Annotated in this window: 14 protein-coding genes; 6 read left to right on the top strand and 8 right to left on the bottom strand. The window is 70.0% G+C overall.

Annotation, left to right across the window (positions count from 1 at the left end; translation table 11 throughout):
- Window positions 1-80 precede the first annotated feature (80 nt).
- The 4 genes from ABIE45_RS01160 to ABIE45_RS01175 all read left to right on the top strand — a co-directional run bounded on the left by ABIE45_RS01160 (window position 81) and on the right by ABIE45_RS01175 (window position 3122).
- A complete protein-coding gene (locus ABIE45_RS01160; protein WP_192711738.1) occupies window positions 81-965 on the top strand; it encodes a helix-turn-helix transcriptional regulator in 885 nt (294 codons plus the stop codon).
- A 204-nt stretch (window positions 966-1169) separates the two neighbouring features.
- Window positions 1170-2036, top strand: a complete 867-nt coding sequence (gene cysE, locus ABIE45_RS01165) for a serine O-acetyltransferase (RefSeq protein ID WP_192711737.1) — start codon at window positions 1170-1172, stop codon at window positions 2034-2036.
- A gap of 102 nt (window positions 2037-2138) precedes the next feature.
- Complete coding sequence (locus ABIE45_RS01170) at window positions 2139-2354, top strand: DUF3126 family protein (RefSeq protein WP_091721446.1); 216 nt, start codon at window positions 2139-2141, stop codon at window positions 2352-2354.
- A gap of 438 nt (window positions 2355-2792) precedes the next feature.
- On the top strand, window positions 2793-3122 hold the full coding sequence (locus tag ABIE45_RS01175) for a hypothetical protein (protein WP_192711736.1): 330 nt from the start codon (window positions 2793-2795) through the stop codon (window positions 3120-3122).
- 12 nt (window positions 3123-3134) lie between these two features.
- On the opposite strand, the gene ABIE45_RS01180 is transcribed toward ABIE45_RS01175, so the two are convergent.
- Window positions 3135-3842 (bottom strand): transglutaminase-like cysteine peptidase, encoded by a 708-nt coding sequence (locus tag ABIE45_RS01180; protein WP_192711735.1) that lies wholly within the window; start codon window positions 3840-3842, stop codon window positions 3135-3137.
- A gap of 316 nt (window positions 3843-4158) precedes the next feature.
- Between ABIE45_RS01180 and ABIE45_RS01185 the strand changes: the two genes are divergently transcribed.
- Entirely contained in the window at window positions 4159-4416 is a 258-nt protein-coding gene (locus tag ABIE45_RS01185) for a hypothetical protein (RefSeq protein ID WP_192711734.1), read from the top strand.
- 6 nt (window positions 4417-4422) lie between these two features.
- Here the strand turns inward: ABIE45_RS01185 and ABIE45_RS01190 are convergent, their stop codons facing one another.
- The 7 genes from ABIE45_RS01190 to ABIE45_RS01220 form a co-directional block, all read right to left on the bottom strand.
- A complete protein-coding gene (locus tag ABIE45_RS01190; RefSeq protein WP_373622076.1) occupies window positions 4423-5022 on the bottom strand; it encodes a transglutaminase-like cysteine peptidase in 600 nt (199 codons plus the stop codon).
- A gap of 288 nt (window positions 5023-5310) precedes the next feature.
- The gene (locus ABIE45_RS01195) at window positions 5311-7044 is read right to left on the bottom strand and encodes an AMP-binding protein (protein ID WP_192710108.1); all 1734 of its coding nucleotides are present in this window, start codon (window positions 7042-7044) and stop codon (window positions 5311-5313) included.
- A gap of 55 nt (window positions 7045-7099) precedes the next feature.
- Window positions 7100-7879 carry an enoyl-CoA hydratase gene (locus tag ABIE45_RS01200; protein WP_192710109.1) on the bottom strand — a complete coding sequence of 260 codons (780 nt, stop codon included), beginning with the start codon at window positions 7877-7879 and terminating at the stop codon, window positions 7100-7102.
- On the bottom strand, window positions 7876-8820 hold the full coding sequence (gene mmsB / locus ABIE45_RS01205; protein ID WP_373622078.1) for a 3-hydroxyisobutyrate dehydrogenase: 945 nt from the start codon (window positions 8818-8820) through the stop codon (window positions 7876-7878). Before mmsB ends, ABIE45_RS01200 begins: the two co-directional genes overlap by 4 nt.
- A gap of 134 nt (window positions 8821-8954) precedes the next feature.
- Window positions 8955-10016 carry an enoyl-CoA hydratase/isomerase family protein gene (locus ABIE45_RS01210; protein WP_192710111.1) on the bottom strand — a complete coding sequence of 354 codons (1062 nt, stop codon included), beginning with the start codon at window positions 10014-10016 and terminating at the stop codon, window positions 8955-8957.
- Complete coding sequence (locus ABIE45_RS01215; protein WP_192710112.1) at window positions 10013-11158, bottom strand: isobutyryl-CoA dehydrogenase; 1146 nt, start codon at window positions 11156-11158, stop codon at window positions 10013-10015. The genes ABIE45_RS01210 and ABIE45_RS01215 overlap by 4 nt, the downstream gene beginning before the upstream one ends.
- Before the next feature lie 241 nt (window positions 11159-11399).
- Entirely contained in the window at window positions 11400-12896 is a 1497-nt protein-coding gene (locus ABIE45_RS01220) for a CoA-acylating methylmalonate-semialdehyde dehydrogenase (protein WP_192710113.1), read from the bottom strand.
- 116 nt (window positions 12897-13012) lie between these two features.
- Between ABIE45_RS01220 and ABIE45_RS01225 the strand changes: the two genes are divergently transcribed.
- Entirely contained in the window at window positions 13013-13945 is a 933-nt protein-coding gene (locus ABIE45_RS01225) for a LysR family transcriptional regulator (RefSeq protein ID WP_373622079.1), read from the top strand.
- Window positions 13946-14230: the final 285 nt, after the last annotated feature.

The raw sequence follows: 14230 nt of genomic DNA on the forward strand, positions 1-14230 counted from the left end.
TGGAAAGCGGTGGATCGCGAAGCGGCAGGTATGCAGGGCACGGACTCTGCTTTCGAGCTGGCAGGAAAGCGGACTGCGCCATGAGCGGCGTGTTGGAACAGGAATCTCTCTTTCTCACGGACCTCGGGCGCCGCGTTCGGCACGCGCGCACCGTGCGCGGGCTGTCGCGCAAGGTCCTATCGCAGACCTCGGGCCTGTCCGAGCGCTACATCGCGCAGCTGGAAGGCGGCCAGGGCAACGTCTCGATCATCCTGCTGCGGCGGGTGGCGAACGCCATGGGCGTGCGCCTGGACGACCTGATCACCGGCAACGACGCCCTGCCCGACTGGCCTCTGGTACGCGACCTTCTCAGCCAGGCCAGCCCGGCCCAGATCGCCGCCGCCAAGGAGGCGCTGTCCGGCGGCAACCGGCCCGAGGCGAGCAACCGCCCGCGGGTGGCGCTGATCGGCCTGCGCGGCGCCGGCAAATCGACCCTCGGCAAGCTTGCGGCCGAGCGCCTCGGCTGGACCTTCGTGGAGCTGAACGCCGAGATCGAGCGCGAGAACGCCCTCTCGGTGCAGGAGATCTTCGCGATCTACGGCCAGGAGGGCTACCGGCGCCTGGAGCAGGCGGCCCTGCGCCGGCTGACCGAGCACCCCGGGCCGCTGATCCTGGCGACCAGCGGCGGGATCGTCGCCGAGCCGCTGACCTACGACCTGCTGCTCCAGGCCTTCTACACGATCTGGCTGCGCGCCCGGCCCGAGGAGCACATGAGCCGGGTCCGCGAGCAGGGCCATCTCGCCACGACGGGCGACCATGCCTCGGCGATGCAGGAACTGCGCGCCGTGCTGGCGAGCCGGGAGCCGCTCTACGCGCGGGCGCCGGCCACGGTCGACACCTCCAACATTCCGGTCCAGACGATGCTGGACCGGCTGACGGCGGCGATCGAGGCCCGGTTCAAGCACCCGGTGCCGACCGCGGACTGAGCCGCTCCCGCAGGGTCCGGTGACAGCCATGCCGCCGACGCAGCCCTTCCGGCGCGTCGGCCCTTGATCAGTACGGCGCAACACACCACGCTAGGCTCAGATCATCGACCCTGCGGAGCGGGGTCCATCACCCTGCCCTGACCCGGCGCTGCACGGCAGAGCGGCGGCGAGCAAGCCCGGAGTCTCGGACATGAGCATCCGACCATGAGCGCCAGCCCAGCCTTCAACCGCGAATCCCACGATCCCGCGGGCCATGATCTCGCGGTCTTGGACCCGGTCTGGTCGCGGCTTCGCGCCGAGGCCGAGGACGTGCTGCGCAGCGAGCCGCAGCTCGCATCCTTCATCGTCGCGACGATCCTGAACCACGCCACCCTGGAGGGGGCGGTGTCACACCGGGTCGCCGCCCGGCTCGGCCACCCGTCCCTGACGGCCGACCTCGTCGCGCACGCATTCCACGAGGCGATCACCGCCGATCCGAGCATCGGGCAGGCGTTCCGCGCCGATATCGGTGCGGTGATCGACCGCGATCCGGCGACGCTCAGAGCCCTCGAACCGGTGCTCTACTTCAAGGGCTTCCACGCCCTCCAGGCCTACCGGCTCGCCCATCACGTCTGGAATCGGGGCCGGCGCGATCTCGCCCTCTACCTCCAGAGCCGGGTCTCGGAGGTGTTCCAGTGCGACATCCATCCGGCCGCGCGGATCGGACGGGGCGTGTTTCTCGATCATGCCACGGGGCTCGTGGTCGGCTCGACCGCGGTGATCGAGGATGACGTGTCGATCCTCCACGCCGTGACTCTGGGTGGGACCGGCAAGCAGCGCGGCGACCGCCACCCGAAGATCCGCCGCGGCGTGATGATCGGGGCCGGCGCCAAGATCCTCGGCAACATCGAGGTCGGGGCCTGCGCCCGGGTGGCAGCCGGCTCCGTGGTGCTGCGCCCGGTGCCGCCCAACACCACGGTGGTCGGTGTGCCGGCCCGGGTGGTTGGCACCGCGGGTTGCGACGATCCGGCTCGGGCGATGGATCAGCTCGTCGCCCTCGATCAGTTCATCCATCTCGGCGACGGCATCTGAGGCGGTCGCGCGGTGCGAATGGCCGCGCTTGCCGCTCCGTCGCAGGCGTGGCAAGCCCACCGCCCATCAGCGGCGCCGGCGCCGCCAGGGAGATCAGACAGCGTGACCAAAGCCGAAACCGCGAAGCTCCAGGACTACCTGCGCCGCAAGTTCGCGAACAACAACATCCGCCTGACGGCGATGAAGACCGGCGATTCCGCCGAGGTGTTCATCGGCGAGGAGTCGATCGGCGTGATCGCCGACGACAAGGAGGACGGCGACGATTCCTTCGTGTTCCGGATGGCGATCCTCGACATCGACCTCGAGGAAGACGCCTGAGGCTCGACGGCCCGGTCCAGCTGATCCCCACGCGGATTCTATCCCGGGGGATCGCGTCGGAGGCTCTCAGTCTCCCCTAGGGGCGTGGGCGTCGCCATGACGCTGAAGCATCCGCGCCGTCATCCCGGGGTCGCGCAGCGGAACCTGGGATCCGGAACTGTCTCAGGGCAAGATCCTGGCGCACCAGCGTCTTGGAATTCCGGGCTCGCCTTCGGCGCCCCGGAATGACCGCGCGTTCGATCGGTCTGCCGGCACGATCTCCGGCGGCAGCACAATCCGCGATCGCGCGCTTCGTCCCGGAAAGGCCCGCTCCGATGCGAGTGCTCCGGGTTCCACCCATGGTGGCCTGTGCACGGGTTAACGCTAACGCGGGGTCGTGCTTAACAACCGGTAAATGGCAGGGCTACACTCCGCGCAACCTGTACAGGAGCGCGAATAATGGTCTTCACGCCCGCCGCCCTCGAATCGATCCGGACGCTCTGCATCGGTCTTGCGCTCTCGGGCCTGATCGCCAGCGCCTTCGAGCTGTTCGCGGCGCGGCGGGCGAGCTTCAGCCTGCTGGAGCGCGGCGGTCTGCCGGCTGTGGCGGCCCTGCCGATGCTGGCTTTCTCGGCCCCGTTCATCATCCTGCGCAACACCGTGCGCGGTCGGCGGATCGAGAGACGCCCGATGCCGTTCGTCATGCTGGCCACGGTGATCGCCTGCGGCTGGAGCCTGCTCTCGGGGCGCGTCGCCCTCGATCTCGCGGCGATGCTGGTCGGCGCCTGAGCGTCGCCGCGGTCAGGGCTCGGCGGTCGCGACCTGTGCGGTACCGTCCTTGCCTTCCAGGGAGACCCAGGCCGGTCCATCCTGGCCAGCCCGCTTGATGAAGCTGTATCCGGTGCGCCGCCAGGAGCGGATCGCGTCGGTCTTGTTGTCGAGGATGAAGTCGCCGCGATCGGTGCGGATGGTGAGCACCGCGTGCCCCTCGTTGGTTTCGTCGATCACCACGGTCATCAGCAGGGCGCGCCGCGGCAGGCCGCGCTCCACCAGCATGCGCCGCTTTAGAAGCTGGTAATCCTCGCAATCCCCGAACCCGTCATCCGGGAAGTCCCAGCGGTCGACGAGCCCCCAATGGGCCTGATCGGTGATCGGCCGGATGCGCGCATTCACCCGCCGGTTGACGCTCTGCAGCGTCCGCCACACCGCGACGGTGAGAGGAATCGCGGACGGCTCGGCGGTGTCGATCGTGCATTCCTGGGGGATGCGCGCGCAGAAATCGGCCCAACCCGCAATGGCACGCACCGGTCCGGTCGGCTCGGCGACCGCGACTTCATCGGGCAGGACGAGGCGCGCATGGGCATGCGTCGTGGCGCCGCCCATCGTGAGAATCGTGCCGACCAGAGCGAAGCTCAACATCTGGCGCGCCCGGCGCACCGGATCCGTCCAGCCGCGCCACCGCAGCCCGCCGAACGTCTGACACGAGAACCCGCCATCCGCGTGCCGCATGGTTCAAGCCCCCGCCGCCCGATGATGACGGAAAGGTGACACGCTCGCACGCAGCGCACAATGGCCGGAAGCGGCGTAGATAACGCGCAAAACGACGGACGGTTCCGATTTAGGCGGGTGTTGCATCCGCAGAACTCGAGCCGCACGCATGCAATGGGCGAATGGCCGGTCTGCGCGGTCGCCGAAGGCCTTGATTCACGTCAGCTTTGCCGGCTTTTCAGAGCCGCACGCGCAGGTTTCGGCCTACGCTCGAACGGATCGCAAGAAAGCGGCCAGCCCGGTGCTGGGCTGAGCCGAACCGCAAAGGAATTTCGAGATGCAGCCCGCCATCCAGCAGGTGATCAGAGCGCTCGCCGAGGATGGTCGGGCCGGCGCGATCAATATCGCGGAGCACGCGGTCGATTCGTATCTGGCCGGCGCGACGAGCGAGGGCGATCGCGCGCTGTCGCGGGACATCCTGATCCGCGACCTTGCGAGCCTCCGGGGCGTCGCTCCCCACCTCGCGGCCTTCATCGGGCGGGTCGAGTCCTACGTGGCGAGCCTCACGCAGCCGTCGCTGAGCCGGGCGGCCTGAGACCCCTCAACGATTGGCGGTTGTGACGGGCGAGGTGACGCCGCCGAGCGACACCCAGGCGACGGCGTCCTGGCTCTCGCGCTTGATGAACACGTAGCCGGTCCGGTGCCAGGGCAGGATCGCGTTGGTCTTGTTGTCCAAGACGAGGTCGCCCCGGTCGGTGACCAGCGTCAGCACCGCGTGGCCCTCACCCTTCTCGTCGATCACCACGGTCATGCGCATTGCCCGCCGCGGCAGGCCCGCCTCGGCCAGGAGGTGGCGCTTGAGCAGCTGGAAGTCTTCGCAATCGCCGATGCCGTCCTCGGCCAGGTCCCAGCGGTCGGCCACGTGCAGGTGGTCCTGGTCGGTCATCGGCTCGACCGCCTTGTTCACCCGACGGTTCACCGACACGATCGTCGCCCAGGTCGCCGGCGTCAGGCTGATCCGCGACGGCTCGGTCCGGTCCACCGCGCATTCCGCCGCGTAGCTCTGGCAGAACGTCACCCACGCGGCGATCGGACGGGCATCGCCGAGGATCTTGGCGCCCACCTCGGACGGCAAGCTCGCCAGCGTCTGCGCCTGCGCGGTGGCGGCAAGGCCGAGCAGCGTCGCCGCACCGACCAGCATCCCCCGAACCGTCCTGAGAAGCCTCGCGCCCATCGAACCCGTCCCCGTTGTTGAGGACAGAATTGCGCCGCAGAGCCTCCGCGGCGCTGAAGCCGATGCGCGCAATTTTATCGATTCGCCGGCCGGAGCCGGGTGACGCAGGACAGCGTCGACGGGTCGCTTGATCAGCCCGGCAAATCCGTGGCTTCGGCTTCGGGAAACGGAAACCTTGAGCGTTCGTCACCCGCATCCGTGACGCCTCGGGAACGCCAACATCGTTTCGCGAGCCGCGCGATCACCCCGCAACGGTCAGCCCGCGGTCTGGTCGAGCTTGCGCTCCGCCTCGCTCTTCAGCTCGGGAAAATCCGCCTGCGTGTAGGCCTTGCCCCGGTGCGGATCGTCGGTGACGCCGTCGTGCTCCAGGCGACGCAGCTGCACGCGACGGATCTTGCCCGAGATGGTCTTGGGCAGGTCGGTGACGAATTCCAACCCGCGCAGGCGCTTGAAGGTCGCGAGCCGGGCATTGGTGAAGCGGAAGATGTCGAGCGCCGTCTCCGGCCCGGCCGTCGCGCCCGCCACCAGGGACACGTAGGCCTTCGGGATCGTGTGGCGCATCGGGTCGGGGACAGGGACCACCGCGGCCTCGGCCACCGCCGGATGCTCGATCAGCACGCTCTCCAGCTCGAATGGGCTGATGCGGTAGCCCGAAGACTTGAACACGTCGTCGGCCCGGCCGACGAAGGTGTAGCAGCCCTGGTCGTCCACGAAGGCGACATCGCCGGTGTGATAGAGGTCGCCCTCGGCACCCGACAGGTTGCCCTGGCCGTCGTCGTAGCCCTGCATCAGACCGGCGGGCCGGTGCGCCCCGAGTTCGAGGCAGACCTCCCCCTCGGAGGCTGGCTGGCCGTCGATGTCGAGGACGCGGACCCTGTAGCCCGGCAGGGGCCGGCCGAGGGCACCGGGCACGACCGGCTGGCCCGGCGTGTTGGCCATCAGCGCCGTGGTCTCAGTCTGGCCGTAGCCGTCGCGGATCGTGAGGCCCCAGGCGTTCTTCACCCGCTCGATCACCTCCGGGTTGAGGGGCTCGCCCGCGGCGCAGACCTCGCGCAGGGCGAGGCGTTTCCCGGTCAGGTCCTCCTGGATGATCATCCGCCAGACGGTCGGCGGCGCGCAGAGCGTGGTGGCGCCGGTGCGCTCCAGCTGCGCCAGCAGGGCGGCGGCGTTGAACGGCGCCTGGTTGATCACCAGGATGGTAGCCCCGGCGTTCCAGGGCGCGAAGAACGAGGACCACGCGTGCTTGGCCCAGCCCGGCGAGGAGACGTTGCAATGCACGTCCCCGGGCTGGAGCCCGAGCCAGTACATGGTCGAGAGCGCCCCCACCGGGTACGAGCGGTGGCTGTGGCGCACGAGCTTCGGCTTCGCCGTGGTGCCCGAGGTGAAGTAGAGGAGCAGCGGGTCGTCGGCCCCGGTCGGAGCGTCCGGCGCGAAACGCTCCGGCGCCTCGACCGCGTCGTCGTAGGCGGCCCAGCCCTCCGTCGCGGGCCCGGTGACGAGGCGGATGGCGCCGCCGGTGTCGAGGCCCGCGAACCGCGCGATCTGCTCCGGCCCGGCCACGATCGCTCGCGGGCGCCCGCGGGCGAGGCGGTCGGCGAGCTCGTCGGCGGTCAGCAGCGTGGTCGCCGGGATCACCACGGCGCCGAGCTTCATCGCCGCCAGCATGGTCTCCCACAGGGCCGGGACGTTGCCGAGCAGCAGGAGCAGGTGGTCGCCGCGCTTCAGGCCGAGCTGCCGCAGATGATTGGCGACGCGGTTGGAACGTGCGGCGAGCTCGCCGAAGGTGAAGCTCTGCTCGGCGCCGCTGCCCACCTCGACGATGCGGAGCGCGGCGCGATCGCGGCTCTCGGGACCGGCGAGGACCGCGTCGAACCAGTCGAGCGCCCAGTTGAACGGCACCGGATCCGGCCACGCGAAGGCCGCGACCGCGGCGGCGTAATCGGTGCGATGGGCCAGCAGACAGTCGCGGGCCTCCCGGAAGCTCGGCATGGTCGTTCCCCCTCGTTCTTTGGCCGCGTCCCTCCCCCAGAGAGACGGGCTCCGCTCAGGTGTTCTCGAACCGCGGCGGCCGCTTCTCCACGAAGGCGGCCATGCCCTCCTTCTGGTCCTTGGTGGCGAACATGGCATGGAACACCCGCCGCTCGAAGCGGATGCCCTCGGTCAGCGTGGTCTCGTAGGACCGGTTGACCGCCTCCTTGGTCATCATGACGATCGGCAGCGACATCGACGCGATCGTCTCGGCCGCCTTCAACGCCTCGTCGAGAAGCCGGTCGGCGGCGATCACCCGCGAGACGAGGCCCGACCGCTCCGCCTCGGCGGCGTCCATCATCCGGCCGGTCAGGCACATCTCCATGGCCTTGGCCTTGCCGACGAAGCGGGTCAGCCGCTGGCTGCCGCCGATCCCCGGCATCACCCCGAGCTTGATCTCGGGCTGGCCGAACTGCGCCGTGTCGGCCGCCAGGATGATGTCGCACATCATGGCGAGCTCGCAGCCGCCGCCGAGCGCGTAGCCCGCCACGGCGGCGATGATCGGCTTGCGCACGGCGACGAACCGGTCCCAGTCGGCGAACCGGTCGCCCGCGTACATCTCCGCGTAGGTGGCGTGCTGCATCTCCTTGATGTCGGCGCCGGCCGCGAAGGCCTTGGCCGAGCCGGTGAGGACGATGCAGCCGATCCCCGGATCGGCATCGGCCTCGGTGGCCGCCCGGATCACCTCCCGGGTGAGCTGCGCGTTGATGGCGTTCAGCGCCTTCGGCCGGTTGAGGGTGATCAGCAGGACGCGCCCGCGCGTCTCCGTCAGGATCGTCTCGTACGCCTCGCTCACGACTCGCCTCCCTGCCCGCGGAGCATACGGATGATCGCGGAAAAGTCCTCTCCCCCGTGGCCCGCGCTCTCGAACAGACCGTAGATCTGCGCGGCCTCCGCGCCGAGCGGTGTCGCGGCGCCCGAGGCCAGGGCGGCAGCCTGGGCGAGCCGGAGATCCTTGAGCATCAGCGCGGCGGCGAAGCCCGGCTTGTAGCCATTGTTGGCCGGCGAGGTCGGCACCGGGCCGGGCACCGGGCAGTAGGTTGTCAGCGACCAGCACTGGCCTGAGGAGACCGAGGCCACGTCGTAGAGCGCCTGGTGCGACAGGCCGAGCTTCTCGCCCAGCGCGAAGGCCTCGCTGACGCCGATCATCGAGATGCCGAGGATCATGTTGTTGCAGATCTTGGCCGCCTGCCCGGCACCGACATCGCCGCAATGGAACACGTTCTTGCCCATTGCCTTGAGCAACGGCTCGGCCCGCGAGAACGCCGCCGCGGCGCCGCCTGCCATGAAGGTCAGCGTCCCGGCCTTGGCGCCGCCGGTCCCGCCGGAGACCGGCGCGTCGACAGACAGGCAGCCCCGCGCCTCCGCGAGGGCGTGGGCCCTGCGGGCGCTCTCGACGTCGACCGTCGAGGAATCGATCAGCAGCGTGCCGGCGGGCAGCGCCTCGGCGAGCTGTGTCCAGACCTCGACCACGTGCCGCCCGGCGGGCAGCATGGTGATCACGACATCCGCCCCTTCGGCCGCTTCGAGGGCCGAGCCCGCGACCGCGATCCCCTCGGCGCGCGCCGCCTCCAGCGAGGCCGGTACGAGATCGAAGCCACGTACCGTGTGGCCGGCCTTCACGAGGTTGGCCGCCATGGGCCCGCCCATGTTGCCGAGACCGATGAACCCGATGGTCTGCGCCATCCTGCTTCTCCCTTGATTGTTGTCGCTCGCGTCGCCCACCCGCGCCCTCATCCTGAGGTGACCGCGAAGCGGGCCTCGAAGGAGGGCTCCAGGGATCACGGCGGCTTCTGGAGCCCTCCTTCGAGGCCTACGCTACGCTTCGGCACCTCAGGATGAGGGTGTGGGTGGGAACGAGCGACGCGTCATCACACCGGCCCCGTGCGCGCGTCCGAAAAAACCGGCTCCGCCCGCTTCTCCAGCCAGCGCGCGATCCGGGCCGGATCGACCGCGTCGAGGGTCGGCGGGTTCCAGCGCGGATGCTTGTCCTTGTCGATCACCGCGGCGCGAATCCCCTCGCGGAAATCGCCCTCCGCCAGCAGAGCCAGCGACGCGTGGTACTCGCGCTCCAGGCAGGCCTCCAGATTCGGGGCACCGCGACCGAGCCGCAGCAGGCACAGCGTCAGGACGAGGCTCGACGGCGCCTTGGTCAGCAGGGTCTTCCGGGTCGCGGCCGCGAAGTCCGAGCCGTCCGCGTCGAGGGCGGCCAGGATCTCGTCCACCATGTCAAAGGCGAAGCAGCGGTCGATCAGGGCCCGGTGCGCTGCCAGCGGCGGCGGACCGGGGTCCTGCGTGAACCGGGCGATCACGTCCCGCACACCCTCGTGCCCGGCATCCGGATCGAGCGCCACGAGGGCGTCGATCAGGTCAGGCAGCCCCGCGGACGGCACCAGGGCGTCGGCCAGCCGGCAGAACATCGCGTCGGCGGCGCCGACCGGCTCGCCGGTCAGGCCGAGATAGGTGCCGATCTCGCCGGGAGCCCGGGGCAGCAGCCACGTGCCGCCGACATCCGGCAGGTAGCCGATGCCGGTCTCCGGCATGGCGACGCGGGAGCGCTCGGTGACGATGCGGTGGGCGGCATGGCCGGCGAGCCCGACGCCGCCACCCATGGTGATGCCGTCCATCACCGCCACGAACGGCTTCTCGTAATCGGCGATCCGGGCATCGAGCCGGTACTCGTCGCGCCAGAAGGCTTCGGCGAACGCGGTGCCCTGGCTGTCGTACAGGCCACGCAGATCGCCGCCCGCACACAGGCCGCGCTCCCCCTCGCCGGTGAGCAGCACCGCGGCGATGCCGGGATCGGCGGAGAACTGGTCAAGGGCCTGGTCGATCGCCAGGACCATGCCGTGGGTCAGGGCGTTCAGGGCCTTCGGCCGGTCGAGGCGCAGGCGCCCGAGGGCGCCGACCCGCTCGACGATCACGTCGGTCATCGGCGGCCCCCGGCCAGGCCGCGGGCGATGATCACCCGCATGATCTCGTTCGTGCCTTCGAGGATCTGGTGCACGCGCAGGTCCCGGACGATTTTTTCCACGCCGTACTCGGCGAGGTAGCCGTAGCCGCCGTGCAGCTGGAGCGCCTGGTTGGCCACGTCGAAGGCCGCATCGGTGACGTGGCGCTTGGCCATGGCGCAGAGCTGCGTCGCGGCCGGGTCCTTGGCATCGAGGGCAGCGGCCGCGTGGCGCAGGAAGGTGCGCGAGACCTCCAGGCTGGTCGCCATGTCGGCGAGCCGGAACTGCAGCGCCTGGAAGTCGGTGAGCTTTGCCCCGAAGGCACGCCGGTCGCCCATATAGGCCAGCGCCTTGTCGAGGGCCGCCTGCGCGCCGCCGAGGGAACAGGCGGCGATGTTGAGCCGGCCGCCGTCGAGGCCGCTCATGGCGATGCGGAAGCCCTGCCCCTCCGCGCCCAGGCGATTGGCCACCGGCACACGGCAGCCGTCAAAGCGCACCGCGCGGGTCGGCTGGGCGTTCCAGCCCATCTTGCGCTCGTCTGCGCCGAAGGAGAGGCCGGGGGTGCCCTTCTCGACCACGATCGCCGAGATGCCCGAAGGCCCGGCCTCGCCGGTGCGGACCATGCAGACGTAGAGGTCGCTGGCGCCGGCGCCCGAGATGAACTGCTTCTCGCCGGTGAGTACGTAATGGTCGCCGTCGCGCTCGGCGCGGGTGCGGAGCGCCGCGGCGTCGGAGCCGGAGCCCGGCTCGGTCAGGCAGTAGCTGGCGATCCGCTCCATGCCCATGAGCGACGGCAGCCAGCGCTGGCGCTGATCGGCGTCGCCGTAGGCGTCGATCATCCAGGCGCACATGTTGTGGATCGACAGGAACGCCGCCACAGTCGGGCAGCCAGTGCTGAGCGCCTCGAAGATCAGCGTCGCGTCGAGGCGTGAGAGCCCCGAACCGCCGACATCCTCGCGGACGTAGATGCCCGCCATGCCGAGGGCGGCCGCTTCGCGCAGGGTCTCGACCGGGAAGGTCTTGTCCCGGTCCCAGTCGAGGGCGTGCGGCGCGATGTGCTCGGCCGCGAAGCCGAGGGCCATCTCACGGATCGCGGTCCGGTCCTCGTCGAGCCCGAAACTCATTGGGCGGTACTCCGAAGGTCAGACGGGTCGCTCTGTTTCGCCCGCGGAACGGGGATCAACCGCGAGCGCGAGAACGCGGCACGGGCGTTCATGCATCAAGTCCGTCATCCCGGGGCCGCGAAGCGGAGCCCGGGATCCAGATCCGCCGAGACCTCAAGACAGGGCTCCGCTGGCGGTTCTGGATTCCGGGCTCGCCTGCGGCGCCCCGGAATGACGTGGTGCCTGCTCAGGAAGCGTCGGCCTACCGCATCGTCGGGATGGAGAACTCCGCCCCGCTCTTGATGCCGCTCGGCCAGCGCTGCGTCACGGTCTTGGTCTTGGTGTAGAAGCGGATCGAGTCCGGCCCGTGCTGGTTCAGATCGCCGAAACCCGAGCGCTTCCAGCCGCCGAAGGTGTGATAGGCGATCGGGACCGGGATCGGCACGTTCACGCCGACCATGCCGACGTTCACCCGGGCGGTGAAGTCGCGGGCCGCGTCGCCGTCCTGGGTGAAGATCGCGACCCCGTTGCCGTACTGGTGGGTCGAAGGCAGCGCCAGCGCCTCCTCGTAATCCTTGGCCCGCACCACCGAGAGCACGGGGCCGAAGATCTCCTCCTTGTAGATCGTCATGTCGGGCGTCACGCGGTCGAACAGCGAGCCGCCCATGTAGAAGCCGTTCTCGTAGCCCTGGAGCTTGAAGCCGCGGCCGTCGACGGCGAGCTGGGCGCCCTCGGCGACACCCTTGTCGATGTAGCTCGCGACCTTCTGCACCGCTTCCGCCGTGACCAGCGGGCCGTAATCGGCCGAGCCGTCATGGGACGGGCCGATCTTGAGGGATTCCACCCGCGGGATGAGACGCTCCATCAGCCGGTCGGCGGTCTTCTCGCCCACCGGCACCGCCACCGAGATCGCCATGCAGCGCTCGCCGGCCGAGCCGTAGCCGGCGCCGATCAGCGCGTCGACGGCCTGGCCCATATCGGCGTCCGGCATGATGATCATGTGGTTCTTGGCGCCGCCGAAGCACTGGGCGCGCTTCCCCGTCTGGGCGGAGCGCACATAGATATACTCGGCGATGTGCGAGGAGCCGACGAAGCCCACCGCCTTGATGTCCTCGTCGTCGAGGATCGCGTCGACGGCTTCCTTGTCGCCGTTGACCACGTTGAGGATGCCCGGCGGCAGGCCCGCCTCCAGGAAGATCTCGGCGATGCGGATCGGCACGCTCGGGTCGCGCTCGGACGGCTTCAGGATGAAGGCGTTGCCGCAGGCGATCGCCGGGGCGCATTTCCACAGCGGGATCATGGCGGGGAAGTTGAACGGCGTGATGCCGGCGACGACGCCGAGCGGCTGGCGCAGGGAGTAGACGTCGATGCCGGGGCCGGCGCCTTCCGTGTACTCGCCCTTGAGCAGGTGCGGGATGCCGCAGGCGAACTCGACCACCTCGACGCCGCGCTGGATGTCGCCCTTGGCGTCCGGCACGGTCTTGCCGTGCTCGGAGGCGAGCAGCTCGGCCAGCGCGTCGTGCTCGCCGCGGATCAGCTCCAGGAAGCGCATCATCACACGGGCGCGCTTCTGCGGGTTGGTCGCCGCCCAGGCCGGCTGGGCCTCCCTGGCGTTCTCCACAGCGGCGCGGAGTTCCGCCTTGCTGGCGAGCGCGACCTTGGCCTGGACCTCGCCGGTCGAGGGATGAAACACGTCGGCGAACCGACCGCTCTCGCCGCCGACGTTCCGGCCGCCGATGTAATGCCCGATCGTGCGCATGCGCGCCTCCCTGTGATGTGGCGTTCGATTTTGGCGCACCCTAACAGGATCCCTTGAACGATAAAGCCGGATGCGCTTACAGCCGTCGTGCATCGATGCACAGTGGGAGTGCGGTCATGGCCAGGGCGGGGCCCAACTGGGACGACCTGCGCTTCTTCCTTGCTGTGGCGCGGACCGGGACCTTGAGCGCCGCCGGCGCCCGCACCGGCACCGAGCACACCACAGTGGGCCGTCGGATCCGGGCCCTGGAAGAGGGCCTCGGCGCCCGCCTGTTCCACCGCAGCAACCTCGGCTACGCGCTCACCGAGGACGGCGCGAACCTGCTGGGTGTCGCCGAGACGATGGAGAGCGCGTTCCTGTCGGCGAGCGCCGCCACGGAGGCGGCCCAGGCGGTCTCCGGCACGGTGCGGATCGGCGCGCCGGACGGGTTCGGCAGCGTCTTCCTCGCGCCCCGCATGCACCGGCTGACCGCCCGCCACCCGGGCCTGGAGGTGGAGATCATGGCAACCGCCCGGATCTTCAGCCTGTCGAAGCGCGAGGCCGACATCGTGATCAGCCTCTCCGGCCCGCAGCAGGCCCGGGTGGTGGCGCGCCGGCTCACCGATTACCGGCTGTTCGTCTACGCGGCCGAATCCTACCTCGCGGGAGCCAGGCCAATCGCGGAGGTGGCGGACCTCTCGGGGCATCCCTTCGTCGGCTACATCGAGGACATGCTGTTCACGCGCGAGCTGAACTATCTCGGCGCCCTGGGCCCGCCGGTCTCCGCGCGGCTGCGCTCCACCAACCTCTTGGCGCAGGTCCACGCGACGCTCGGCGGCGCCGGCTTGTGCGTGCTGCCGGCCTTCATCGCGGCCGCCCATCCGGGGCTCGTGCCGGTGCTGCCCGGGGCGGTGTCCCTGACCCGCTCATTCCACATGCACATTCACGAGGATCACCGGAAGGCGGCCCATATCCGCGCGGTGGCGGGGTTCATTGCCGGCGAGGTCGAGGCGGCAGGCGCGCTGTTCGCCGGGCCGGGGACTTATGAAGGGTCACTGACCCGGAGGTGATGGCCTCCCTGACGAAGATGCCACCGGTCAAGCATCGCGTGCCGTCCTTCCGGGGCGCCGCAGGCGAGCCCGGAAACCAGAACCGCTGTCGGCGCCATGCCGGACGCGCTGAGGTTCTGGATTCCGGGCCCTGCTGCGCAGTCCCGGAACGACGGAGCGACATCTGCAGCCCGCTGATGGCCGGAAACGAACCACCACCTTACCCCGGGTTGTCAGCGGTAGCCGTTTCGCCCCGCGGCCACTGGGCCTAAGATCAGCCGTCCCGGCGGGCCAGCCCAGGCGCCG

This window comes from Methylobacterium sp. OAE515 (assembly GCF_041806315.1).
GTDB lineage: Bacteria > Pseudomonadota > Alphaproteobacteria > Rhizobiales > Beijerinckiaceae > Methylobacterium > Methylobacterium tardum.